Below are 24,188 nucleotides of genomic sequence, written 5' to 3' on the forward strand. Positions count from 1 at the left end.
CTGCAGCAGTTAACGTGCCATGCGGATTTTTATAGTCAATCCGTATCTACAGCAAAGGAGCGAGTTGCATGAAATTTGGAAATGTGGTCATCCGCCGAAAGGTTCCTTGCACGATGCGCGACGGCATAACGTTGTATTCAGATATATACCTGCCGGACGAGACAGGAGAATTTCCTGTGCTGCTGATGCGCCAGCCTTACGGCCGGTCCATTGCCTCTACTGTTACACATGCCCATCCCGTCTGGTATGCCAGTAAGGGGTACATCGTAGTAATCCAGGACGTTAGAGGGCGTGGAGAGTCGGAAGGCGAATTTAATCCGTTTGTTCAAGAAGCAGAGGACGGATTTGATACCATCGCATGGGCAGCCGGTCTGTCCGGCTCGACCGGGAAAGTAGGCATGTACGGTTTCTCTTATCAAGGGCTAACACAATGGGCAGCAGCTTCCCTTCACCCCCCTGCGCTCAAGGCGATAGCACCGAGCATGTGTCCGGCAGACATGTATCATGGCTTATTTTATCCGCATGGCTCCTTCGCACTTGGCAATCATCTGCCGTGGGCTTTCCAGCTGGCTCGTGACACAGCGCAAAGAGCGGGTGACTTCGAAACGGCAGAGCAATGCTCCCGATTGATGCGCAGCCCCGAGGAGATGCTCTGGAAAATGCCGCTGAATGAAAGACATCCGATTCTGGAGCAATATTTTCCCGCATTTTATGATTGGATCGATTATCAAGCGTACGATGAGTACTGGGAGCGGATGAACTGGATCGACGAGATCGTCCGGGAACCGGTGCCGGCGTTGCATATTGGGGGCTGGTATGACGGTTTCCTCATGGGCACGTTACAGTCGTTCGAGGCTCTGCAAGCTACGGCCACTTCGGATTGTTTTCATCGGCTCATTGTCGGCCCGTGGGCTCACATTCCATGGGGACGCAGAGCGAGCGGAATCGACCATGGAGAGCAAGCGGATGGTGGTCATCATCTGGAGCAGCTGCGCTGGTTTGATTATTGGCTGAAGGGCAAGGAAGACATGGAATTGCCTGGTGAACTGCCGATCCGATATTTTGACCAAATGAGTCATGAATGGCATACGGCGGAACAGCTGCCTTCTGTATTTGAGGATGGGTCCTCTCCGTCCGAATCTTTTTATCTGTCGGGGTCACAGACCCCGGCGAACGGTGCAGCAGGAGGCGGAAGACTCGAAAGGCATAAGGAAGACGTGGAGGAGGCTGTTCCGGATGTATTCGTATACGACTCGCGTCTGCCGATGCGTTTGGACTCTTACTTACCGTCCGACCGAACTGCCATTCAGGAACGGCAAGAGATTCTGGTATATACGGGAGGACCGCTTGCAGAGGATATCCCGATTTTTGGGTCCCCGGAATTATCCGTTCAGTACCAAACATTGGGAGGTCCGACGGATCTGGTGGCCATCCTCACGACCCTATCCGAGAAAGGGACGGCCCGGCTACTGAGTGTGGGTCGCACGGAAATCTCCAGTGAAGGAGCAGATGCCTCCAATGAATGGAGAATGGCGCGGATTCGGCTGCGTCCCTTGGCTGCTACCCTGCCGGCTGGCTCGTATGTCCGGCTTGAGTTGACAGGCAGCGCCTTCCCGTTATTCGCCCGGCATCCGAACGGTGTCTGGGATGAGACGAACAGCACGGGAACAGGTGGGTTGAAGATTGCCACCACGGCTGTTCGCAGTACTGAACAGGACATATCCTGTTTGAAGCTGCCGTTGAAAAGATGAAAAGCGAAGCATAAATTAAATCAATCAAAGTGAGGTTGAATGTATATGGTGAACATTCCAGGTCTGGTTGCTGGTAACTTTGAGAATTGTCCCGTCCACAAAATTTCCGCACAGGATACGAATAAGTTCATTTTACTGTGCGACAGGGAGCAGGTTCCTTTCACTTCATTTGTGGAGATCTTCGAGGTTGGAGGCAGAACTCCATCCAATGAACACCGGGAGGCTTATGAATATTTTTATGTGTTAAAAGGGGAGGGGCTTGCCAAAGTTGGAAACGAATATGAGACTCCGATCCGCCAAGGCTCATTCATTATTATTCCACCGGGCAACCATCACGATATTATCAACACGGGCAGTACACGTCTGTATTGTCTGACGACGATGGTACCGGACGAAATGTTCTCGGATATGATCAAAGCAGGTCCTGCCACCGAGCTGGATGAGGAGGATCTGGCCGTGCTTCAGGCACTGGCTACCGCGCAATGAGTGCAGAGCTGCGCTTCATTAATGTTCGCCTTCCGCACCGAGAAGACCTGTGTCTTTATGAAGTAAAGGCGAAGGATGGAAAATGGGTTAGCGTCCGTCGGCAGGACCGTTTCCTTGTTGCACGGGAAAGTGGTGCTTCCCGTCTGCTGGTCCCGCATCAGGCCGGATCGGATCTGAAACGGTTGGCAGACGCGGATTGCATCGATCTGCAGGGCGGCATAATGCTTCCTGGCCTGGTTGACTGTCATATGCATCTGGATAAAGCTTTTTCGCTTAAGCAGGTGTCGAACCGATCCGGCACACTTCATGAAGCCATTCTTAATTACAGCCAGGCTGTACAGATATTCAGCAAGGAGCAGCTGGCGGAACGCATGCTGACGGCCGCCAGAATGGCACTGAGCTACGGGACCACGACCATAAGGAGCCACCTTGACTTCCCTGTTCATTTGGGGAGAGAGGTGGCCTTTCGGACGATTGAGGCAGCCTTGGAAGTACGGGAGAAGTTGAAGGGCAGTATGGCTATCCAATATGCGCTCATGGTTCCGTTCCGCGGCAATCATGAAGCTGCGGATGAGGCAATCGAGGAAGCACTGCGGTTGGGAATAGATGTACTGGGTGGAGCCCCTCATCTGGCAGACGACCCTGAACGGGAGATTGGCAGGATTTTTCGGTTAGCGGAACGTTTCGGCGTACCCATTGATCTGCATGCAGATGAAAGTGATAATCCCGGAAAAAAAACCGTGCTGAGCATCGCAGAGCATACAATTCGCTACGGTTATCAGGGCAGAGTGACGGCAGATCATCTGTGCTCGTTGTCCGCAATGACGGAAAATGATGCACAGCATGTGATGGCGAAGATGAAGGAAGCAGGTCTGAACGCCGTAACGCTGCCTGCGGTGAACATGTATCTTCAGGGACGGGAAGATCGCGGCCTGGTAAGACGGGGCACAACACGCATTCGCGAGCTGCTTGCAGAAGGCATTCCGCTTGCTGCGGCCTCCGACAATATTCAGGACCCGTTCCATCCGTTTGGCCGGGGGGATCTGATACAAATCGCCCAAATCACATCGTATGCGGCCCATATGGGCAGTGAACAGGATTTAGTACAGCTGCTGCGGATGATCACGGAGACACCTGCTGAGATCACAGGCTGCGACGGGTACGGAATAGAAGAAGGGCATGACTGCAACTTTGTCGTAACGGATGCTTCGGATATCACGCAGCTGCTATCAGGTACAAAAATGAGTCGCTGGGTGTATGCCTGCGGCAGATGGCAGTCTGCTTTGCATACAGCCCAGACGTTTGCGTCTGATTTGATAACATGATTGGCAACAAAAGGGAATTACTGTAAGTTGAACACAGAAGAGAAAGAGGGTGGCAAGATGGTTGCACAAGTCACAGGCACACAGACGATGGTAGTCAGTCCTCACTCTTTGGCCAGCGCGGCAGGAGCGCGTATTTTGCAGCAAGGAGGTAACGCCTTTGATGCCGCCGTGGCGGTGAGCGCCTGTCTTGCCGTCGTATACCCACATATGACGGGACTGGGAGGCGATTCCTTCTGGTTGACCTATAGCAACGAAGATAGAAAATTCAGGGCATATAACGCGAGTGGACGTTCGGGCAGCCGGATTACCGCCAGCTGCTTTGCCGGCGAATCAGCCATCCCACAGCGGGGACCCCGAAGTGTCATTACCGTGCCGGGTATGGTGGACGGCTGGGATGCCATATTGCAGGAATATGGCTCGAAGACGCTGGCAGAGGTGCTTGAGCCCGCGATCCAATATGCACTGGAAGGCTTCCCGCTGTCGCCGGACCAGCATGTCAATACAGCCGAGCGTTTCGATGTGCTGGCAGCTTATCCACAGACAGCCGCCATCTATCTGCCCGGAGGCAAGATCCCCGAGCAAGGCAGCCGCTTTGTGCAGTCTGCTTTGGGAAGCAGCCTGCTGCAGGTTGCGGACCAGGGCCGAGACGTATTTTATTCAGGCAGTGTTGGTCAGGAGATTGTTCGCTCCCTTAAGAAGCAGGGCGGTCTGCTGACACTGGAGGACTTTGCGAGACACAGAGGTGAATGGGTGGAACCGATCAAAGGGAGTTACCGAGGACTTGATCTTTATCAGGTCCCTCCGAACTCACAGGGCTTTACTGGTATAATGGCGCTTCAAATTCTAGAAAAGTTTGATTTGGAGAGTATAGAGCATGGTTCCTATGAGTACTATCACCTGCTTGTGGAGGCGCTGAAGCTGAGCTTCCGTGACCGCGATCGTTATTTGACAGACCCACAGTTTTCCTCCATTCCCCTGGACCGGCTGCTATCCAAATCCTATGCCGCGAAGCTGGCGGCCTGCATCGATATGGAGCGAGCTCTGCCGATGGATACCCAGCCGGTAGGCCATGATACGGCTTATGCGGCAGTAGTAGACAGTGAGGGCAATGCCGTTTCATTTATCCAAAGCCTCTATTTTGAGTTCGGCTCGGCTGTGGTTGGGGGAGACACCGGTATTTTGCTGCAGAACCGGGGCTCGTTCTTTTCTCTTGAACCGTCGCATGTGAACAGGCTTGAACCAGGCAAAAGAACTTTTCATACACTGATGCCAGCGATGGCTTGCCGCGATGGGAAGCCGTATATTTTGTACGGTACCCAGGGAGGAGAAGGTCAGCCGCAGACACAAACCGCGCTGCTGACCCGCATGGTGGATTATCGCATGGCCCCCCAGATCGCTGTGCGTGAACCCCGCTGGGTGTGGGGAAGAACATGGGGAGAGACAACGCAAGAATTGAGAGTGGAAGGCCGAATTTCGGCAGAAGTGCAGCAGCGTTTACGGCTAGCCGGACACGAGGTACACACAGTTGAAGATTTTGCTAGAGTCATGGGACATGCGCATGCCATTATGATCGATGACAATGGCTTCCTACTCGGGGGCACAGACCCCCGCTGCGATGGTGCGGCTATCGGATGGTAAATCAGAACCGAGGCGTAGCCTTAACAGTCATATATTAAACGGAAATATCATGTCGCTTTTTATTAGATGTTATGATAAATCTAGTATTGGACGGATTCTCCCACCGGTTTCCAGCCGAACAAATTCCGGGTATGAACTGCGCTATTAATCTGGGCAGCGGGATTATTTTGTATCAATTATCAACCGTTGCCGTAACTCTCAGTAATTTGGGACATCTTGGTGTTGATGTTTCCGAATCTTTGTTTTGATACAAACATGACGAGGGACAAGAACATATTCCTATTGAAGTCGCTATTTTAGCGGCTTTTTTATGTTATCGGTACAAGTTCTTGTCCCGAGCCAAGGACAAGAACTTGTACCGATTGCCGAAATGAACAAGAACATGTTCCCATTCTCGATTAGATGAACCAATTTGAGTAAAAATATAAAAATAAATGCAACATTTTACTGAAAATTGCGTTTATTTTATTTACCTTATGAGAGGAGATAGTTTATGAACAAGCGCATTTTATCACTGATAGTAACCTTGCTAATGATATCGTTAAGTATTTTTATTAGTACAGGTCAAGCGGCGGAGTCCATATCAAATGATAACATTAGAGTGCAAAGCAATGATCCAGGTCATAAATGGGAGATACCTACCGCTACTAGTTTCACGAAGTCATCAGAAACTGAGGCAGAGGCAGTCACGGAACAATATCCTGAAGCCAGTCTACTTAACACAAATATATTGATTGATCGAGGTAACGTACAACTAGAGTTAATGAGCAACCATAGCGATATTTATACTGGTGCATACACCGATGAAAACGGTAAGAATGTCATACTTGTTACTGAGTTACCAAACGAATTAAAAAGTTCAATAATGAGCACGAGTGTTTTTCCTCAAAATATTGAATATTTAATTGTAAAATATTCTTTAGAAGAACTGACTAAAGCAAAAGAATCATTATCTGGAAAAATGAAAGAGTTAGGGTTAGAAGCGGTTGGTATAAATCCTAAGTTGAACAAAGTTAATGTGTACATCTCACAAGAGCAGTACGATAATGCTAAGGAAGAGATACTAAACTATATCGATGAAGATATGGTGAGATGGGTAATAGGCGAGTTGAGCCTTCAAACACAAGCGTATAACTTGTTTCCCGGAGAAAAAATTGAACGAGGAACTGCTATTACTTCCCCGGCATGTAGTTTAGGTTTCAACGGTCGTGCCAATGGTAACAACGTCGGTGTTACTGCGGGGCATTGTGAGAATGGAACTTGGTATGACTTATCTGACGGTTCTAGCCCGATTGGTACAATGAACAATGCTGTATTTTCGGATACGTCTAAGTTCGATGCAGGTTATATAGTATACAACTCATCTGTAAATCCGAGCCATAATTTAAATGGTAATTCTTTAACGATAGGGACAACGGATTACTCTGGCCTATATCGTCAGGTTGGAGATAAGGTAAGAGTACACGGGTACAATTTGAATGGAAGTAGTTATCCTCTAGCTGAGATTGTTGACACTAGTTATGATATTAATGGTGGACCGACTGATATGATCATTACTGGACTTAGTGGTACACAGCTAGGAGATAGTGGAGGATTAGTATACAATGTCGTCAATAATGGTGTACGAAACTATGCAAGAATTGAAGGTACCCACACTGGTATAGTTAGACAAGGTGGAGTAGATACATGGCAAGCTTTTTCAAAATATAGTTATACAATTAGTTCGCTAGGTCTCTCGGGAGTCTACACAGATTCCTCCTACTGATGATTTTATATTGCAAGTGGAAGGTGATAATTATGGCTAAACTAGTGAGTGGACTCACACTCGTTTTGTTGCTACTAGCCGTCGGCTGTAGTTCTCAAAATGAACAAACTCAATCAGATGCGGACATCAGCGGTACAATTATAGAAGTTAATGAACAAGATAATCAAATATTGATTGAACAAGATAACCCAGATGATCCTGCAACGAAACAAATTTGGATAAGTAAAGATGAGGATAGTGAAATAGTTATCGGTGGGGCAGCCGAGTCTAAATTTGCTAGTTCAATAAAAAATAAAAAAGCTGAAGTATGGATAAAAAATCTTATAGCCCAGTCATCACCTCCACGAGCTATAGCTGAAAAAGTCATTATTGAATAATAAAGGTTAAGGTAATTAATATCATTATGTCGCGGGACAAGAACTTGGTTCCTTTGCCGACAAGGACAAGAACATTGTGTCATTTCGGATTAGGTGATTATCTAAATAGTATCATTATGGAGATCATGTGGCTAGATAAAATCATATGAATATAAGACTTCACTTGAATAACGATTTTTTTGTTTCAGGAACTAGGTTTTTTCGACCAAAGGCAAAGAACTAGTTCATTGTTGAAAAGGTTAAAAATATGGTACCAATGTTGATAAGATTCTTTATCGGTTTCATTAAGCTAACGGGCAGGTTAGTTTGGTATGGTTTAATGAAATGACTACTGTTTTGACAAGAAGAGATTCGAGTGATATTATTTGCATGTGCAAACAAATAAAAATGGAGGTAATTTAAAATGAATAATTTATCCACTCCTTTCAAACTAAAGAACCTGGAACTCAAAAATAGAACTGTCATGGCTCCGATGTGTCAATATTCTGTTGAACTAAAAGATGGCGTACCCAATGATTGGCATTTTGTGCACTATGCTTCCAGAGCTGTTGGTGGAACAGGACTAATCATTGTTGAAATGACAGGAGTTGATCCTGATGGAAGAATCACAGATGGTGATCTTGGTCTGTGGTCCGATGATCAAATTCCTCCATATCAACATCTCGTCTCTGAAGTCCAGAAGCATGGATCTAAGATAGGTATACAGATTGGGCATGCCGGCAGAAAGGCAGAGGATGCTATTCAACCTGTAGCGCCGTCCTCTGTTCAAGGTGGAGCGCTACCTGAAGAGACGAAATATGGAGAGTTGAAACTCCCCAGAGCCCTAACGATCGAAGAGATTAATCGAGTAATTAGTCAATTTAAGGATGCTGCTAGACGTGCGGTTGAAGCCGGGTTTGATACCATCGAACTTCATGGTGCTCATGGGTATTTACTTCATCAGTTTATGTCACCCAGTATTAATATCAGAGAAGATGTATATGGAACAGACCTATCGAAATTTGGTGTAGAGGTCATTCAAGCGGTGAAAAGTGTCATGCCTGAAAATATGCCCCTGATTATGAGACTTTCTGCAATTGAATACATTGATGGCGGGTATGACATTGAACATGCATTGAATATGGGAGAGAGATTTAAAACTGCAGGTGTAGACATTTTCCATATTTCTAGCGGTGGTGAAGGTATACCAGGCAAATTGAAGCCATTAAACACGCCTGGTTACCAAGTACCTTTCGCAAGAATGTTTAAGGATCGTCTTGGTCTTCCTGTGATTGCTGTTGGAAAGCTTGAAAATGCTGAACTTGCTCAAGCAACTATTGCAAATGGTGATGCAGATCTGGTTGCGGTGGCGAGAGGAATGTTGAATGATCCATATTGGACATTGCATGCGATCAAAACGACAACAAAGAAAGTGGAACCACCTTTTCAGTATTCGAGAGGAATCCGTTAAAGGATTAGTCTAATATGAATTTGCTTGATAGCTAAGAATAAAAACAAATTTGATAAAGGGAGACATAAAACGTGAAAAGAACTACAAGAGGAATCGATCATATTGGAGTAACCGTGCCCGATATCGAAGAAGCAACAGTTTTCTTTAAAAAGGCTTTTGACGCTAAAATTGCTTATGATAATAAAAAATTAGAAGATGAGCCTTTAGCTGGACCAAATGTAGAGAAAACATTAGGTCTAAAAAAAGGAACCAAAGTTATCCACATGCGGTTTGCTTTCTTTTAATAATAGCGCTAGTATCGAACTATTTAATTACGTCGATGCGGATCAACGGAAACCGTCAATTGCTTCTGACTTAGGTGTTCAACATTTTGGTTTCTATGTGGATGACATTAAAGAAGCAGCTAAAGCATTTGTTGAAGCAGGTGGAGAGTTATTAAATGATCCCGGTGAATTGTTGGGAGATGTTGAAGATGGAACAGGTCATTTTGTATATGGGCGTGCACCATGGGGAATGTTAATTGAACTCATTAGCTATACACCGCATGGATTAAACTACCCTGAAGATAGTGAAGCAAAACGTTTTACACCATAACATCTAGACTTATGACCAACCATATAAGAAATTTGAGTATCCCTATGTCAGTATATTCTAAGGAACTGCATGCACTAAAGCTATACTCATTTTGAGGAGACGGCATCCATTTGATCTTTTGACATCAGCTTAAGTTGAGGTAATACTATATGTGAGACAATACAACGTATAGAATGAAAGGACGATATACTTGAGCGATTCAGATTATCTAATTCATGACTGGGTCAATTTCTCCAAATATCATGATCGTATTAATAATGCTTTAAACCATATTCTTCAGGAACGTTATCAATTTAGCTTAAAAGAGTTTTATTTGCTTATGTACCTATATCATTCCGAAGACAACAAGCTTCGTCTGTCTACTGCATCGAATATGATTGGTTTAAGCCAGAGTGCTCTTACTCGTCTAATTACCAGATTGGAAAACCATACTTTTCAACCTGTAGAACGAGTTGTGTATGAAGAAGATAAGAGAGGCTTCTATGTTGTTCTTACTCCAAACGGTGAGAAATATACGAGTGATATTATTTCAGAAGTTAGTTCTGCTTTAGAGGCGTCTATGTCTGAAAAGGATAAAAAAAACATTCGATTATTTACGTCTTAAATACGGTACACAAATAAATTTGCCGACATCGAATCATATTCAGACCTTTGGAACTCTCAGCGCTCATCACACTAATCCGACTATCAAATAAACGGAACGGACATTATAACAGTAAATACATGATGGGCAAAATAACCACAGTCGCAATTTATAGCGACTGTGGTTATTTGATCGTTACAAACAGAGGATGATAACTTTGTTCTGGTACCGTAATGACTAAGAAAAAGTTCTGATTTCGTATTAAGTATGAATCTCATCAAATATTGTACTATATCATTAAGCTAACGGGAAACGATAGCTCAATATAAATATAAGAAGGGCAGCCGGTGTTTGTGAGCGGCTGCTTTTGTTCAGCTAACGTGCAGGTTGGTTTCAACTTAGGTACTGGCTAGTATATAATTAGTAAAACCATGTTGCCTGGAGGAAAAAATGAAAGAAGAGAAAGAAAAGCTCTGAAGGTGTCGAGGGACAAGAACATGTTCCTACCAACTAACGGGCTGACAATAGAGATGTTGCAGAAGTGCTGACATCCTACCTTGATTGAGGAGGTAGTAAAGAGACGACCTCGAACAATCGCACTACTTCAACAGCTAATAAAAATGCTCCCGTACATTTTAGCCACAGGTACGGGAGCATTTTTCATTAAATAGACAATAACCCCCATTAATGTACAGGAGGGAAATTGATCTCCGCAAAACTGGAAGAGGGACGGGCGGAGTTAGGTGAAGCCATTTTAGATCCTAAATTAAAATTGGCTGTCGATGAAGATAGTCAAATTGGAATCGAGCAAACAAGGATCGCCGCTGATTTATACGTAAACGATAGTTCAATAAAGATAAACTGCAACCGAGCAATTGATCGGCTGCAGTTTCTTTACGCTAACGGCAATATACTTCTAGTTTTAGAGTGACAGTATAAAAAACAGTAATGGAGTTAGTTTGTGTGTGCAACGGCACTGATTTCTATCAGCTGCTCAGGTGACGCTAGGTATGTCACACCGATACAGCTTCCCGCAGGCCGGTGTTGTCCCATGTATTCCCTAAACAACCCGATGCACGGCTCTATATGCTCTTGTGCGTTTGTCAGATAGATCTCCACATAAGCGAGGTTTGATTTTGTGATACCAAATTCCGCCAGCACGCGATCGAGATTCTCCAGCGTCTGCCGGGTCTGTGCTTCAATATCGCCCTCACCAACAAATTCACCCTCCGTATTGTGGGAAAATTGTCCTGAAATGTAAATTGTGCCGTTGACGCTGTAGCCCTGGCTGATGCCGTGATCCCAAAGATCGTGACTGTAGGTTTTGACTTTAGTCATTGTTTTGACTCCTTTTCTTCAAAGTAAGGCTAGTATAAAATAAATACTTACTTAAAAAAAGTACGCACTTTATTGATAGTTACTATCAGAAAGGATAGTGTGTGTATATATGAGTATGTTTAATATAAAGGCGAATGAAGGGCATCAAACTACCCAAATAACGACCTCGACGTTTACAGATGCAATTTGATCCGTTGATTATTTACCATGAAGTGACTAAAGTCGCTGTAATCCTGAACCGAATTTACCAGTACCTCCTCTTTCAACATAGATGTTGAGTAAGTTTGTTGCAGATCTAAAAACCCCAACTGTTCCCCAAAGTAGAATACGCACATCACTTTCGTTTGGGGTTCCTATTGCAGCGACAGTTTGAAGACCGATATCACCCAGTAACGTAGGGGTTGTTACTAAGGTTGTAGTACCCGAACTAAAGGTATTATTAAGGGACATGCGTGAATCTTAAATATGCATACTTTACACCTCTCACTCTTCTATTCTTATTTACTGTATGTCAACAAATTTTTAATTGCTTAGACGCAGATTCATAGAGGCAGGTTAATCCACTTTATTAAACTAACGGGAAACGATAGCTCAATAAAACGGACAAAGCAGCTGACCAACGTGATCGGCTGCTTTGGTTTAACTAACGGGCAGAAAAATTCAAAAAAGGACTTAACACACTTGTTAAGTTTGTTCTCGGTTTAAGTGCTGGTTATACATTACCTTGAACAGTAAAATCTAAATGTAAGGTAAGAATTCGCTTTAGGGGTGCAAACATGAAGATTGGTTCGATCATCAAAAAACTAAGGTTACAAAGCGGTATAACGCAAGAGCAATTCGCAAGCTTCTATTTATAAGAAATTACGTACCTTGAAGAAAAAAGGGAACCTTCATAATAGAGGTGATCGCTGGTTCTTTATGAATAGCAATGTAGGGGGAGGGTAAGTACCCTTTAGAAGGGAGGGCAGGAATTGATTAAAGTAGAAAGGGTCATGCGAATTATGACGTACATGGCATGGACATTGCTTGTGCTGGTGTATCGGCTGTAACAATTGGAGCGTTTAACTCAATAGAAGCGTTGTTGGAGATCGTTCCATAACATAAGATAGATCATGGATATTTGGAAGTAAATATACCTAGAAAAATGGAGCCAAAAACATCTGAGCAGGTACAGCTTTTGCTGGAATCCAATGGTGGTCATGTTGAACACTATACAAGAATCTTACGATGAATTTTTAACTATCGAACAAACTAACAAAAGTCGATTGATTAAATTGTAACAAATAATTTGAAAACTGTTTTTATGTTAAATTTCGGGGCATTTATTATTGCTGCAACGAATATTGTTTTGCCACACGGTGAAGAACTGGCTTGTACTTTAAAATACACGTAGGTAAATAAATAAGCAAACAAGCAGGCTATCCATATCGATGTTATGTGAGACTAAACTCCAGATGATAATTTTGTTTAATACTAAGCTACCTTTTAAGGTAGCTTTTTTAGTTGTCCACTATAATCCTCGACACAAACATTAACTCATTAAAGGAGAACGAGATAAATCATACCATCAAGCAGAACAGACAATCGTAGACAAAGTAAAATTTCTGGAATTTCGGCCTTTGCGCCTTTCTCTAAGAGCATAAACGGATCTTCACCTTATGCTTTGACAGGGAGATTCCGATGGTTATAAAAATTGACATCGAAATAATGTGTGTATATACTCCTATTTATGAGAGAACATAATTCAACTTCAAGTTTTTCAGGGACAACCGATTATACAGCAGATTGCGCTTGCTTGAATTTTAGAAAAGCGTCACGGTTCATTACCAGTTTATATGATGAATATTTAAGACCTGTCGGGCTTCGGGCTACACAGTTATCTTTGCTGATGGCACTTGAACAGACCGGGTCTGTCACTATTACATCTCTTGCCGAAGTACTTCTAATGGATCGTACTACCTTACCACGCGATCTGAAGCCGCTTGAGAGAAAGGGATGGGTGTCCATCACGGAAGGAAAGGATCGTAGGAAACGTTTTATTGATTTAACACCTGAAGGTAGGGATCTTCTCAACCGTGCGCTGCCGTTATGGGAACAGGCACAAATCCGTATTCAAGACTATATGGGCGAGGACCGTTATACAGGTTTACTTGGTCAGTTATCTGATATCGTTAAGCTAAATAGACAAGAATAATTTTTTTTAATCAAAAAGGTGTATATACACCTAATTAGAAGGGATAGATGAAAATGGCCAATATGAAAAAACATCCTACAGTTGTGCGTTACTACGAATCTTCTGCACAATCTGCCACTCTTGACAACGAAATACTTGATTACGATTGGATACGCAAATTGTGTCTTGAGGCTGGAGCGGACGATGTCGGGGTTATATCCATTGAACGCTCCGAATTGGATGATCAGCGTGATGATATTCTATCCGTATTTCCGCATGCTAAGACGATGATCAGTTTCGTTGCCAGAATGAATCGAGAACCGATCCGCACACCAGCGCGTTCCCTTGCCAATATTGAATTCCATCATACTGGCGATAAGGTAGCCGAGACATCCCATAACATTGTATCCGCATTGGAAGCGCGAGGAATACGGGCTTTAAATGCAGCTATGGGTTTCCCAATGGAGATGGATAAGTTTCCCGGTAAAGCATGGGTCGTTTCACTCAAACCTGTTGCCGTTGCGGCAGGATTAGGCATGATGGGCATTCATCGCAATGTGATTCATCCGAAATTCGGAAATTTTATTCTGCTTGGTGCCATTATGCTGGATGCTCGGGTCAACAAGGAAGATCGGCCGATTGACTACAACCCGTGTCTGGAATGCAAGCTTTGTGTAGCTGCCTGCCCTGTCGGCGCGATCGGTGCAGACGGACAATTTAATTTTTCATCATGCGCTACGCACAATTATCGTGAGTTTATGGGCGGTTTCAGCGATTTTGTGGAAACGGTTGTGGACAGCAAGAACACCAAAGAGTTCCGGAATGAAGTACCCGCAACTGAAACGGCTTCATGGTGGCAAAGTTTGAGTTTTGGAGCTAACTACAAAGCAGCTTATTGCTTATCCGTTTGTCCGGCGGGCGATGACGTGATCGGGCCGTTTCTGGAAGACCGTAAAGGGTTCATGAATGATATATTAAAGCCGTTGCAGGCGAAAGAAGAGACCATTTATGTCACTCCGGACTCAGATGCAGAAGCGCATGTCAAAAAACGGTTTCCTCATAAAACAGTAAAACGTGTTGGGAATGGACTTATACCGAATTCGGTCAGTCTTTTGGTCACCCTGATGCCTCATGTATTCCAACCGAATCAGGCAACAGATTTAAACTGTACTTATCATTTTACATTCACTGGCAATGAAACGAGACAAACAACATTCGATATTCGTGACAAAAAGCTTCAGGTTAAGGACGGTTTCCACGGCAAACCGGATATTCAGATTACAGTGGATAGCAAAACATGGCTTAAAATCGTGGCGAAGGAAAAAAATGTAGGAGTAGCATTACTAACAGGAAAACTACGACTCAAAGGGAATCCCAAATTGTTGATGAAATTTGAGAAATGCTTTGCATAATGGCAAAGTTGAGTAAATCTTCTTGATTGCAGGAAAGCTTAGTAACACCCAATGACAAATAAGGGAAGGAGAGTGGAAATGAAAAATATACAATTGTAGATAAAGAAACTTGTATTGGGTGTGGAGCATGTGGAGATACTGCACCAATTATTTTCGATTACGACGATGAGGGGCTCGCTTCTGTTATTTTAGATAACCATCGTACCTGATGAATACGAAGATGACTTACAAGATGCTGCTTATCATGAACAATAAAAGTGATGAGTATAAGATGCTCCAAAAAACAGTCGAAACATATGTAAAAAAATTAGATTTTAAAAAAACGTTAATCTGAAAAGATTGACGGTTTTTTTTGTGTTAATTCGTCACTATTAATTAGCGACTTTTTTTCGACCTTAATACGGAAATTAACCAATTGGATGTGACTAGGATGTCCTATAAGACAGAACATTAATAACCGATTAATATAACAGGGGGGATAGTATGAGTGGCAAAAGTATGTTGGATGAGTATAAAGCGTATAGAGAAAATTTACATGAAGAGAACCGATTGCAAAGAGAGCACATGGTAAGGTTTAAACACGAGAAAGAAGAGGAAAGAAAAAAGATCAACCGTAAGTTTGATGAAAAAATGAAACTTGCCGAAGAGTTAAGAAAGCTGGAAGAAGAAGAGAAAAAGAAACTAGATGATGAACTGAAAAAGAAACTAGATGATGAACTGAAAAAGCGAAGAGAAACAGAAAAGGTTGAATATGAAAAAAAAGTAATGCAAGAAAAGCAAAAAAATATTCAAATTCAGATAGAAAAGCGATATTTGGTCTTAAAGCTGCTGGTGTTACTACTGTACTGATGGTTATTTTACTCATTACAAATGCCGTAGTACTTGGACAATTCATTTCTTTTATTGGGATTATAGTGGTTGGAATTATTGTATTAAAGAATGTTCATGCAAAATATAGCATTCTAATTCTTTTTAGCTCTCCATTTATTATTTCTGCCTTTTTGCAAATATTCGCTCCTGGTGGGTGGGTGGTCCCATGGGTAATCTTCATTATAATTGTGTCAGTAAAATCGTACAAAAACTTGCGTAAATACAAGAAGTTTCAATCAACCTTAGATTAGGAGTTTTAATCAAAGAATATTGTATATAACTGAACAGGAGGGATATGATATGACCATGACCCATTTTCCCCTCTCTCAGTTAAATGGGTAGCCGATCCTTGCGATACGAGGGTCGGTTCTTTGTGTTAAATAAAGTTTCCGGAATCAATCTTGAGGATTTAGATCTGACGAAATCATCTGTAAGAGTAGTCCGAAAAGGGGGAAAAGAGCAATATGTTTACTTTAGCAGCCAAGCATCCCTAGATATTAGAATTACCTGCAGATTACAAAGGCTGTTGCATATTTCTCAACAAGTTTTTCTATAGAACGTTGTGTTAAACGTCTATTTTTACCTTTGCGTCAGCCGGCTTTGACGGTTCATTCTTTGAGGCATTCATTTGCCACACGTTATCATATTGAGAATAATGATGTCCCAAAATTAAAGAATCAATTAGGACATTCTTTAATACAACTACAATGATTTATACGCACTTAACAGATGTCGAGGGACAAGAACATGGTCCCATTGAAGTCGCTATTTTAGCGGCTTTTTTATTTTATCGGTACAAGTTCTTGTCCCAAGGCAAGGACAAGAACTTGTACCGATTGCCGTATTGGACAAGAACATGGTCCTATTGCCGATTAGGCGTGTATCTAATCGTCATCCATTCATATGTAAATAATAACAAATGAATACAATTTATAATATTATGATTAGTAAATAGGGTATCAGGAGGGTGATTATGGATATTAATGAATGGTTATATTGATGGGGAAGATGCCAATGAGGCGGTGTTGTTGCAAGAAGCTCTGAAGGTGGCGCAGGCATCCGAAGTCGTCGTTCTGTTTCTTGGATTGCCGGATAATATCGAATCGGAAGGACATGATCGGGCTGATATCCATTTGCCGGACAACCAGACCAGCTTGCTAAATGAAATCTCAAAGGTCAATGAAAATATCATCGTCGTGCTGAGTAATGGTTCGCCTGTTTCGATGCCATGGATCGATCAAGCGAAGGCTGTATTAGAAGTATGGCTTAACGTCAGGCTAGCGGTTCGGCAATCGCCGACATCTTATTTGGGAAAGTGAATCCGTCCGGAAAATTGCAAGAAACGTTCGCTTTGCAAGTAGAAGATAATCCGTCGTATCTGAATTTTCCCGGAGAAGAAGGCAAGGTCGCGTACCGGGAGGGCATTTTCATCGGTTACCGCTATTATGACAAGAAAAAGATGGAGGTTTTATTCCCGTTCGGACACGGTTTGTCCTATACGACATTTGAATATAGCAGCATGCGTCTAAGCGGGGACACCATACTAGATACGGATGGCTTGGTGGTTGAAGTCGATATTACGAATACCGGAAAATGCGAAGGTGCCGAAATCGTTCAATTGTATGTAAAGAGTCAAAAGGCAAGATTGATTCGCCCGGAGAAGGAACTTAAGGGGTTTGAGAAAATAAACTTGCTTCCAGGTGAAACCGATACAATTCGGTACACATTGAATAAAAGAGATTTCTCCTACTACGATTGCTCGAATAAGAAGTGGGTTGTAGAGACAGGCTTGTATGAAATTTGGATCGGAAAATCGTCCAGGAATATTTGTTTGAAGAGGACGGTAAACGTTATATCAACGGATGCATTGAAACCGTCGTTAACCGGAGAAAGCCTTGTGAAGGAATGGTTTTCTTGGAGTGCGGCAAAACAAGCCCTTTTCGAAGTTTTTGCACAGGAGAAGATGAAGGAGCAAATCGAAGCTGCTCTTCAAGGCGAGCATTCGGACAGGGTACTAAATATGCCGTTACGAAAATTGTTTTATTTTGATCCTAAGCGTGCCGAAAGAGCCGAAGAAATTATTGAAAAATTGTTGGTTCAAATGAATTAACATGGATGAAGCTTTGCGGATGATTTTGATTTCTGCCGACTGTCAATCCTCTCGAAAGTATCATGCATTTTTTTAAAAATAATCTGATTTAAACGGATTATGCACGCCCATTGGGCGTGCTTTTTCTTGTTATTATTAACTGCGTTAAAACGCTTGTCAGGAATGAGGAGCGTGTGTCGCGGGAAAAGAACATTATATAGCTTACTTATGACCTGAAGGCAGCCGACGACTAAGATCGGCTACCTTCGCTGCGCTAATGGGGGCAGGGAAATTCAATAGGATATTAGTCTTTTATGGTAAGATTATAGAGAAAGAAAAGATAGTTAAAGTCGTCGTTTTTTTTAGAAAGCCTGAGCTAACGTTCTTATCGAGCGGAAAATAATTAATTTTGGTAGGGAGGAGAATAAATAATTATTATTGTCGAGGGACAAGAACATGGTACTATGGCCGATTAGATAGATATCCAAAAGCCCACGTATTATCAAAATTTGAGCAATACGTGGGCTGATATTTGAATAAACTTGGAGTATTATTTTTGCACTTTTTAATATCTGTAATTCATATTACGAATGATAGGTTTCATTTATAAATTGAATAAAATGTGCAGTAGCTGAACTAAAAATCTTATTCTTTTTCCAAGCGATTACATGAGTTGTAATTCGTTCAGGTTCAAAAGGAACAAAACAAGTACTATTACTTTCCCGGATCGTATATGATCCACTCACACATATTGCATATCCTAGTTTCCTTTCTACCAACAGCATAGCATTCGTCAATAGATTATGCGATGCAAAAATAAAAAGGTTATCATTCTCAACACCAAGCCAGCTTGCAATCTCATTCTGTACAATTGTACGTCGGGGTGGAATTAAGGGTAAAGAAAGAATATCTTGAATACTAATAGACGCTTTTTGGGCAAGAGGATCATCACGTCTCATCAGAATCCCCCACTTTTCCTGATAGGGCAAACGAATATATTCATATTTTGCAGTTTCAATCGGTTCCAATAATATACCGATATCTATATTCCCTCGGTCAAGTTTCTCCCTAATATCATCTCCATCTGCACTATACAATTCATATTGTACCATAGGGTGCCGATTAGAAAATTCCTCTAATAACTCTGGCAACACTCTGGATACAGTGGACTCTACACATCCAACAGAAACAACTCCACCAATCAGATCTTTTTGTTCCGCTAGATCTCTTTCCGTCTTATCTAAGAGGGAAACGATTTCTTTTACCCGTTGCTGAAACAGAAGTCCGCTATCTGTTAGTGTAATCTGCCTCTTGCCGCGTATAAACAAACGAGTACCCAGTTCTTCTTCAAGATCCATAAGCTGTCTGCTTAAAGTTGGCTGTGTAATATGAAGGATTTCTGCTGCTTTTGTTATGTTTCCTGCTTTAGCCACTGTTAAAAAATACCTCAACACACGAACATCCATTTCTTATCATCCTTCCATATTTCATCTGATGGATAGTTTACTGATTATTATACGATACATACTAGGCATGATAATAAATTCATCATAGGCATTAGAAATTTTTCGCTTTGGAAAGTACCATAAGAGTATACAATCTTACTCAAATTTATGGACTTGATAAAAACGGTTAAGAAAGGAAAAAATTATGAAGAAAAGAATTTTGGGAATCAACGGTTTGGACACCTCGGAAATTGGATTTGGATGTATGGGACTAAACTACCATCGGGGACCGGTAAAAGACCGTGGTGAAATGATTTCCGTTGTACACTCAGCTATTGATGCTGGCATAACAATGTTTGATACAGCGGAAGTTTATGGGCCGTACACAAATGAGGAGCTTGTTGGTGAGGCGCTGGCAGGACATCGGAATAAGGTACAGATTGCAACGAAAGGCGGCTTTAAGATCACTGACGCAACAAATGAGCTTGACAGCCGGCCAGAATCAATTAGGCTTTCGGTTGAGGGTTCTTTAAAAAGATTAAAAACAGATTATATCGATTTATACTACATCCATCGCGTAGATCCAAAGGTTCCAATTGAAGAAGTGGCGTTGGCCATGCAACAGTTGAAAAAAGACGGAAAGATCCTCCATTGGGGGTTGTCAGAGGCAAGCGCTGAAACAATTCGCCGTGCGCATTGCGTTGAACCACTGACGGCAGTGGAGAGTGAATACTCGATTTGGTGGCGAGAGATCGAAAGAGACATTATCCCCGTACTCGAAGATTTAGGGATTGGTTTAGTAGCCTACAGTCCCCTTGGACGTGGATTTCTTACCGGGAAATTAGACAAAAATGTTTCATTCACCGAGAACGACAACCGTCGCGAGCTTCCGCGGTTTACTAAGGAAGCGATGGAAGCGAATCAGGTGATTATTGATTATTTGAATAAACTGGCCGAGAAAAAAAATGTAACCACAGCGCAAATAGCACTAGCGTGGATCCTTGCCCAGAAACCCTTTATTGTACCAATTCCAGGGACAACAAATTCAAGTAGAATCGCAGAAAATGTTGGAGCAACCGATATCGTCTTCACCGAGCAGGAGATGATGACAATCAATGATGAGATTGGCAAGATCCAAATTGTTGGTGACCGCTATCCAGAAGCTGAGAAGAGGAGAACAGGCAAATAAGCGATGATGTACCAGATTCTCTCCGACGACGACAAGAACATATACACTATGAGGGTCGCATAAAATGTGGCCTTTTTTATATAAATACCCAGGCACCCCTTGTTCTACAACGTCTTGATGTAGAAATTTCAGTATATTATTAGTGGAGAACATCTCAACCAGGATTCAAGATACGGTTTAATACGCCCATAAATAATAATGTGTCGAGGGACAAGAACATTGTTCCATTCAAAGTCTCTATTATAGCGGCTTTTTTGTTTTAAGGAACCAAGTTCTTGTCTCAAGCTGAGGACAAGAACAATGTACCGTTGCCGAAAAGGACAAAAACATTGTGTCATTTCCGATTAGGTAAATATCTAAATAGTTTCATGGCTGGAATTCATGTCGCGTGACAAAAGAAAATAACATAAAACGTCACGTAAATAGCGTTCTTATTTAAGGAACCAAGCTTATTTCCCGAACTGAGGACAAGGACATCGTGTCATAGTCGATTAGACAAATAGGTAATTATAATATGATATCTGCTTCATTAAGCTAACGGGCAGGTTAGCGTAACTAAACTTGCTAATTAGTTGTTTATTAAGTGATAGAACATCCATAAGCAGAGAGGTGTATGATAGATCTTATTTACTTGCGTTTATTCTGATGGAGATGATCTACAAAAAGTTTTGGACTACAATATATTATTGTGTGGGATATGTTTCTTTGAGCATGTCTATTGAAAGGAATGTTAATAATTGAAAAACAAAGTTCTAGTGATTATTGGTACTATTGCATTGTCTATCTCACTTATTTTTGGAGTTTCTATCGCTTGGAAAGATAATGTTGGTTTAAGATCTGAAGAAGGAAATAAAATTATTGAAAACAGTCCTAAAACATCTAAAGAACCACAAACACTAACTTGGGATTTGAAGGGCGACAAGGTGGACCCTGTAAAAGATTATTCTGTGACAATTGGATATTCACACATCAAACTTAATGTAAAAAATACAGGAGGACACTCTTTTAGAGTTGAAATAAAGCACAACAGTAAGAATACAGTTATTTTTAATGAAGACATTGCAGCAGATGAAATAGTAGAATTCGTAAATAATGATCTTATGCCGCTTGTTCCTTCGGGCGCTTATACAGTAACTATTTATGGTGGATCAGGACTACCCAAAGGACAAGTTTTTCTTACACAGTCAAAAGTACCATATTAAAATATTATTATGAACAATGGAAAAGGGAAGAACTTCTGGGCTTAAAAAATGTCATGTTAATAGCTGGAGCAATATACAGAGTTAGTTTAAATCAATGAGAAAACTAGGATTGAACTAACGGAAAACGTTAGCTCAATCAAAATCATCATGGAGCAGGTTGCTGTGTTGGCTCTGCTCCATTTTTACATTCTTTTGTTTGTTTAGAGCTTATATTTTCTAATCCTGTAAGTAGTTGAGCAAACCACAAGCATGAAAGGTTGTATACATATTTATTTTACATTTACGTGGCCTTCTGATTGTCTCTGGTGTCTAATTCAATGTAAAACAAGAGGAGGTTCTTACCATGTCAGGAACTCATGACACAAAACCCGTTTATCCGGATAAACAGGAAAGTATCACCAACTTTGAAAGCACTTATGAGCTGTATCGTCAAAGAATTTGCAAGTACGTTTCGCTGAAATTGAATCCGATGGTTGCAGATGATCTGACTCAACAGGTGTTTTTAAAAGCTGTAGAGAATCTTCACCGATTTCAAGGAAAATCAAATTTATTTACGTGGATATTCAAGATTGCTCAGAATACAGTGAAAAACGAATATCGAAGGTTATCGCGAAAAAAAGAATCTCCGTTTGATTTTACGGGATATGAATCACAGTCGATTTCCCTTGAATTTACGAAGTATGTTGATTTTCGAATTGATATCGGAGTTGCGCTGAAAAATCTAGATGAAACGGACCAAGAAATCATTGCATTACGCTTTTTTGTGGACTGCACATTGCTTGAAATTTCTAAGATCGTAGGGATGCGTGAAAGTGCAGTAAAGAACAGGCTCTACAGAGCTTTGGGAAAACTTAAAAAGGAACTAAAAGAGTGGGGAGGCGTTACGATCATGTCTATTCAAGATTTGATTTCAATTGTTAATAAGGGTGGAAAAGAGGTTTTAAACAACCGGCTCAATAAGGTACACCATGATCTGTTTAATGAACTAAGTGATCATATTGAGCGAATCTCCTTAAAGTACAATTATCATCCATCACGAAAAGTAACTATCGAAGTATATCCTGATATGCCATCGTTTCACCAAGCGGTCGGAGAAGCAGATGCTCCGAATTGGTTCATGGGTACCTATGAAGGGAGTATTCTTAAAATTGTATCTCCATTAAATCCAGGACCGGAGCATACCTATCAATCGATTCTTAAAGGTACGGTTCACTTGTTCACCATGTGGCTAATAAGTGAAATCAATCCGAAGGCTCCAAAATGGATAAGGCAGGGGATAGGTGGATATGAAGCCAAGCTGATGACTCAGGACTATATTGAAGGTACAACGGAAGAGGATATTCACAATTTTGCGATCCCAACGTTCGAACAATTAGATAATGATACCTGGGATTTCGAAACGATGAAGGGTTTTCAGTTCTCTTACCTATTCGTGAAGTTTGTTGTTCAGCAATATGGAATAGACCATTTAAACAAATTGATCCGTAACCCTCAGGATTTTAATGGTATCTTTCAATGTTCCGAGAAGGAATTGCATCAGAAGATGGTTGAGTTTATAAGTAAGTAACCCATACAAAAATTGTATGTTGCCGGGGTATACCGGGCTTTTTTTAAATAGCGTGCTTGGTCTTCATGTTCATGTTGAAAAGAACATGGTCATATTCAAACCTTGTTTTAATTGACTAGATAGGTATTTTACTAATTCTCATTGCTCCGTTTTATTAAGCTAACGGGAAACGTTAGCTTAATAAAACTTAAGAAGGCATCAAAGTGATCAGCTGCTGATTTCAACTAGCGGACTGACAATAGGGATCGTTGCAGTATGCTGACGATTTTTTTTTGTATACCTTTACGGAAATAAATTAACTTCCTAGCTATCTCCAACTTTTTAGTAATTTACTCCGTTATATCTAGTAGACCTAAAGAAGATTTCCCATTCATTAGGAATATAACAGGAAAAGGAGTCTTCAATCCATGAAAGGAAAAAAATTAGTATCGCTTTTGCTTGCAGGAGTTGTGGCTGGTTCTATTTTAGTGGCATCGACTACAACTGCGGAAAGAGTCGTTGCACAAACTCCGATGGAAGCAGCAACTGAGTACTATGATGCTTACATTGCTAGGGATGCAGAGGGAATGATGTTCTATTCAAAAGATATAAACTATTTGGATGAGAAAAGTCGTGAAGAAGGATATGTAAAGGATTTCAAAACCAATCCTACTACTGGGTATGAAATTGTTGGAAGCAAACAGATCAATAGTAATGAAGTTGAGATTTCAGTGATCGAAAAGTATGCAGGACAAGGCTACGAACAGTCACCACCACTCCCTTATAAAGTTTTTAAAAGCGACAATGGGTGGAAGGTTTTAGTAGAACCCCTAGAAATCAATACAGCGACAGGTGAAGTCACTAAAGGTACGCCGATTCACCAAAGGAAGTATACGGATAATTAGCTTTGCATTTGAACACGTGACCTGTTCTATTCACATATTCTGAACATAAC

At 41.8% G+C, this 24,188-nt stretch carries 24 protein-coding genes and 1 pseudogene; 23 read left to right on the forward strand and 2 right to left on the reverse strand.

Annotated elements, in window-relative coordinates:
- Window positions 1-68: 68 nt before the first annotated feature.
- The 11 genes from FS628_RS10570 to FS628_RS10615 all read left to right on the forward strand — a co-directional run bounded on the left by FS628_RS10570 (window position 69) and on the right by FS628_RS10615 (window position 10,900).
- The gene (locus FS628_RS10570; protein WP_145321726.1) at window positions 69-1,751 is read left to right on the forward strand and encodes a CocE/NonD family hydrolase; all 1,683 of its coding nucleotides are present in this window, start codon (window positions 69-71) and stop codon (window positions 1,749-1,751) included.
- A gap of 45 nt (window positions 1,752-1,796) precedes the next feature.
- Window positions 1,797-2,237 (forward strand): cupin domain-containing protein, encoded by a 441-nt coding sequence (locus FS628_RS10575; RefSeq protein WP_090898515.1) that lies wholly within the window; start codon window positions 1,797-1,799, stop codon window positions 2,235-2,237.
- Window positions 2,234-3,562, forward strand: a complete 1,329-nt coding sequence (locus FS628_RS10580) for an amidohydrolase family protein (RefSeq protein ID WP_145321728.1) — start codon at window positions 2,234-2,236, stop codon at window positions 3,560-3,562. The genes FS628_RS10575 and FS628_RS10580 overlap by 4 nt, the downstream gene beginning before the upstream one ends.
- Before the next feature lie 57 nt (window positions 3,563-3,619).
- Entirely contained in the window at window positions 3,620-5,200 is a 1,581-nt protein-coding gene (gene ggt / locus FS628_RS10585; protein WP_145324063.1) for a gamma-glutamyltransferase, read from the forward strand.
- A 493-nt stretch (window positions 5,201-5,693) separates the two neighbouring features.
- Window positions 5,694-6,965 (forward strand): hypothetical protein, encoded by a 1,272-nt coding sequence (locus tag FS628_RS10590; RefSeq protein ID WP_145321730.1) that lies wholly within the window; start codon window positions 5,694-5,696, stop codon window positions 6,963-6,965.
- 32 nt (window positions 6,966-6,997) lie between these two features.
- On the forward strand, window positions 6,998-7,342 hold the full coding sequence (locus tag FS628_RS10595; protein WP_186327790.1) for a DUF3221 domain-containing protein: 345 nt from the start codon (window positions 6,998-7,000) through the stop codon (window positions 7,340-7,342).
- A gap of 403 nt (window positions 7,343-7,745) precedes the next feature.
- Window positions 7,746-8,792 (forward strand): NADH:flavin oxidoreductase/NADH oxidase, encoded by a 1,047-nt coding sequence (locus FS628_RS10600; protein ID WP_145321734.1) that lies wholly within the window; start codon window positions 7,746-7,748, stop codon window positions 8,790-8,792.
- A gap of 71 nt (window positions 8,793-8,863) precedes the next feature.
- On the forward strand, window positions 8,864-9,076 hold the full coding sequence (locus FS628_RS32595) for a hypothetical protein (protein WP_260871000.1): 213 nt from the start codon (window positions 8,864-8,866) through the stop codon (window positions 9,074-9,076).
- On the forward strand, window positions 9,063-9,386 hold the full coding sequence (locus tag FS628_RS32600) for a VOC family protein (protein ID WP_260871001.1): 324 nt from the start codon (window positions 9,063-9,065) through the stop codon (window positions 9,384-9,386). The genes FS628_RS32595 and FS628_RS32600 overlap by 14 nt, the downstream gene beginning before the upstream one ends.
- Window positions 9,387-9,576: 190 nt before the next feature.
- Window positions 9,577-9,990: a MarR family winged helix-turn-helix transcriptional regulator gene (locus tag FS628_RS10610; protein WP_145321736.1), complete on the forward strand. Its 414-nt coding sequence runs from the start codon at window positions 9,577-9,579 to the stop codon at window positions 9,988-9,990.
- A 682-nt stretch (window positions 9,991-10,672) separates the two neighbouring features.
- Window positions 10,673-10,900 (forward strand): hypothetical protein, encoded by a 228-nt coding sequence (locus FS628_RS10615; RefSeq protein ID WP_145321738.1) that lies wholly within the window; start codon window positions 10,673-10,675, stop codon window positions 10,898-10,900.
- 23 nt (window positions 10,901-10,923) lie between these two features.
- On the opposite strand, the gene FS628_RS10620 is transcribed toward FS628_RS10615, so the two are convergent.
- Window positions 10,924-11,307, reverse strand: coding sequence for a RidA family protein (locus FS628_RS10620; protein ID WP_145321740.1), 384 nt, complete (start codon window positions 11,305-11,307; stop codon window positions 10,924-10,926).
- Between the two features lie 1,015 nt (window positions 11,308-12,322).
- On the opposite strand from FS628_RS10620, the gene FS628_RS32605 reads away from it, so the two are divergent.
- The 8 genes and pseudogenes from FS628_RS32605 (at window position 12,323) to FS628_RS10655 (ending at window position 17,872) form a co-directional block, all read left to right on the forward strand.
- The gene (locus FS628_RS32605; protein WP_260871084.1) at window positions 12,323-12,406 is read left to right on the forward strand and encodes a ribosomal-processing cysteine protease Prp; all 84 of its coding nucleotides are present in this window, start codon (window positions 12,323-12,325) and stop codon (window positions 12,404-12,406) included.
- Between the two features lie 696 nt (window positions 12,407-13,102).
- Entirely contained in the window at window positions 13,103-13,501 is a 399-nt protein-coding gene (locus tag FS628_RS10630) for a MarR family winged helix-turn-helix transcriptional regulator (protein WP_260871002.1), read from the forward strand.
- A 62-nt stretch (window positions 13,502-13,563) separates the two neighbouring features.
- Entirely contained in the window at window positions 13,564-14,892 is a 1,329-nt protein-coding gene (locus FS628_RS10635) for an SCP2 sterol-binding domain-containing protein (protein WP_260871003.1), read from the forward strand.
- A gap of 113 nt (window positions 14,893-15,005) precedes the next feature.
- Entirely contained in the window at window positions 15,006-15,101 is a 96-nt protein-coding gene (locus FS628_RS33455; RefSeq protein WP_440131290.1) for a 4Fe-4S domain-containing protein, read from the forward strand.
- Window positions 15,102-15,375: 274 nt separating this feature from the next.
- Window positions 15,376-15,741 carry a hypothetical protein gene (locus FS628_RS10645; RefSeq protein ID WP_145321744.1) on the forward strand — a complete coding sequence of 122 codons (366 nt, stop codon included), beginning with the start codon at window positions 15,376-15,378 and terminating at the stop codon, window positions 15,739-15,741.
- A 615-nt stretch (window positions 15,742-16,356) separates the two neighbouring features.
- Window positions 16,357-16,499 (forward strand): annotated as a pseudogene (locus FS628_RS33460) (tyrosine-type recombinase/integrase); the annotation flags it as partial.
- Window positions 16,500-16,745: 246 nt separating this feature from the next.
- Window positions 16,746-17,081 (forward strand): glycoside hydrolase family 3 protein, encoded by a 336-nt coding sequence (locus FS628_RS31975; RefSeq protein ID WP_222125221.1) that lies wholly within the window; start codon window positions 16,746-16,748, stop codon window positions 17,079-17,081.
- Between the two features lie 14 nt (window positions 17,082-17,095).
- A complete protein-coding gene (locus tag FS628_RS10655) occupies window positions 17,096-17,872 on the forward strand; it encodes a fibronectin type III-like domain-contianing protein (RefSeq protein WP_222125222.1) in 777 nt (258 codons plus the stop codon).
- Window positions 17,873-18,435: 563 nt separating this feature from the next.
- Here FS628_RS10655 and FS628_RS10660 read toward each other — a convergent pair.
- Window positions 18,436-19,317 carry a LysR family transcriptional regulator gene (locus FS628_RS10660; RefSeq protein ID WP_145321745.1) on the reverse strand — a complete coding sequence of 294 codons (882 nt, stop codon included), beginning with the start codon at window positions 19,315-19,317 and terminating at the stop codon, window positions 18,436-18,438.
- Window positions 19,318-19,501: 184 nt separating this feature from the next.
- On the opposite strand from FS628_RS10660, the gene FS628_RS10665 reads away from it, so the two are divergent.
- The 4 genes from FS628_RS10665 (at window position 19,502) to FS628_RS10680 (ending at window position 24,138) form a co-directional block, all read left to right on the forward strand.
- Window positions 19,502-20,485: an aldo/keto reductase gene (locus FS628_RS10665; protein WP_145321747.1), complete on the forward strand. Its 984-nt coding sequence runs from the start codon at window positions 19,502-19,504 to the stop codon at window positions 20,483-20,485.
- Window positions 20,486-21,222: 737 nt separating this feature from the next.
- The gene (locus tag FS628_RS10670; protein WP_145321749.1) at window positions 21,223-21,687 is read left to right on the forward strand and encodes a hypothetical protein; all 465 of its coding nucleotides are present in this window, start codon (window positions 21,223-21,225) and stop codon (window positions 21,685-21,687) included.
- A gap of 343 nt (window positions 21,688-22,030) precedes the next feature.
- Window positions 22,031-23,254, forward strand: coding sequence for an RNA polymerase sigma factor (locus FS628_RS10675; RefSeq protein ID WP_145321751.1), 1,224 nt, complete (start codon window positions 22,031-22,033; stop codon window positions 23,252-23,254).
- Window positions 23,255-23,661: 407 nt separating this feature from the next.
- Window positions 23,662-24,138 carry a hypothetical protein gene (locus tag FS628_RS10680; protein ID WP_145321753.1) on the forward strand — a complete coding sequence of 159 codons (477 nt, stop codon included), beginning with the start codon at window positions 23,662-23,664 and terminating at the stop codon, window positions 24,136-24,138.
- Window positions 24,139-24,188 lie beyond the last annotated feature (50 nt).

Origin of the sequence: Paenibacillus xylanexedens, assembly GCF_007676705.1 — a bacterium.
In the GTDB taxonomy this organism is placed as follows: Bacteria; Bacillota; Bacilli; order Paenibacillales; family Paenibacillaceae; genus Paenibacillus; species Paenibacillus xylanexedens_C.

Excerpts from the sequence above, each read along its gene's own strand:
- FS628_RS10570 (WP_145321726.1), top strand. The coding sequence starts at position 69 with ATGAAATTTGGAAATGTGGTCATCCGCCGAAAGGTTCCTTGCACGATG.
- FS628_RS10575 (WP_090898515.1), top strand. The coding sequence starts at position 1,797 with ATGGTGAACATTCCAGGTCTGGTTGCTGGTAACTTTGAGAATTGTCCC.
- FS628_RS10580 (WP_145321728.1), top strand. The coding sequence starts at position 2,234 with ATGAGTGCAGAGCTGCGCTTCATTAATGTTCGCCTTCCGCACCGAGAA.
- ggt (WP_145324063.1), top strand. The coding sequence starts at position 3,620 with ATGGTTGCACAAGTCACAGGCACACAGACGATGGTAGTCAGTCCTCAC.
- FS628_RS10590 (WP_145321730.1), top strand. The coding sequence starts at position 5,694 with ATGAACAAGCGCATTTTATCACTGATAGTAACCTTGCTAATGATATCG.
- FS628_RS10595 (WP_186327790.1), top strand. The coding sequence starts at position 6,998 with ATGGCTAAACTAGTGAGTGGACTCACACTCGTTTTGTTGCTACTAGCC.
- FS628_RS10600 (WP_145321734.1), top strand. The coding sequence starts at position 7,746 with ATGAATAATTTATCCACTCCTTTCAAACTAAAGAACCTGGAACTCAAA.
- FS628_RS10620 (WP_145321740.1), bottom strand. The coding sequence starts at position 11,307 with ATGACTAAAGTCAAAACCTACAGTCACGATCTTTGGGATCACGGCATC.
- FS628_RS32605 (WP_260871084.1), top strand. The coding sequence starts at position 12,323 with ATGGACATTGCTTGTGCTGGTGTATCGGCTGTAACAATTGGAGCGTTT.
- FS628_RS10635 (WP_260871003.1), top strand. The coding sequence starts at position 13,564 with ATGAAAAAACATCCTACAGTTGTGCGTTACTACGAATCTTCTGCACAA.
- FS628_RS10645 (WP_145321744.1), top strand. The coding sequence starts at position 15,376 with ATGAGTGGCAAAAGTATGTTGGATGAGTATAAAGCGTATAGAGAAAAT.
- FS628_RS31975 (WP_222125221.1), top strand. The coding sequence starts at position 16,746 with ATGAATGGTTATATTGATGGGGAAGATGCCAATGAGGCGGTGTTGTTG.
- FS628_RS10660 (WP_145321745.1), bottom strand. The coding sequence starts at position 19,317 with ATGGATGTTCGTGTGTTGAGGTATTTTTTAACAGTGGCTAAAGCAGGA.
- FS628_RS10665 (WP_145321747.1), top strand. The coding sequence starts at position 19,502 with ATGAAGAAAAGAATTTTGGGAATCAACGGTTTGGACACCTCGGAAATT.
- FS628_RS10675 (WP_145321751.1), top strand. The coding sequence starts at position 22,031 with ATGTCAGGAACTCATGACACAAAACCCGTTTATCCGGATAAACAGGAA.
- FS628_RS10680 (WP_145321753.1), top strand. The coding sequence starts at position 23,662 with ATGAAAGGAAAAAAATTAGTATCGCTTTTGCTTGCAGGAGTTGTGGCT.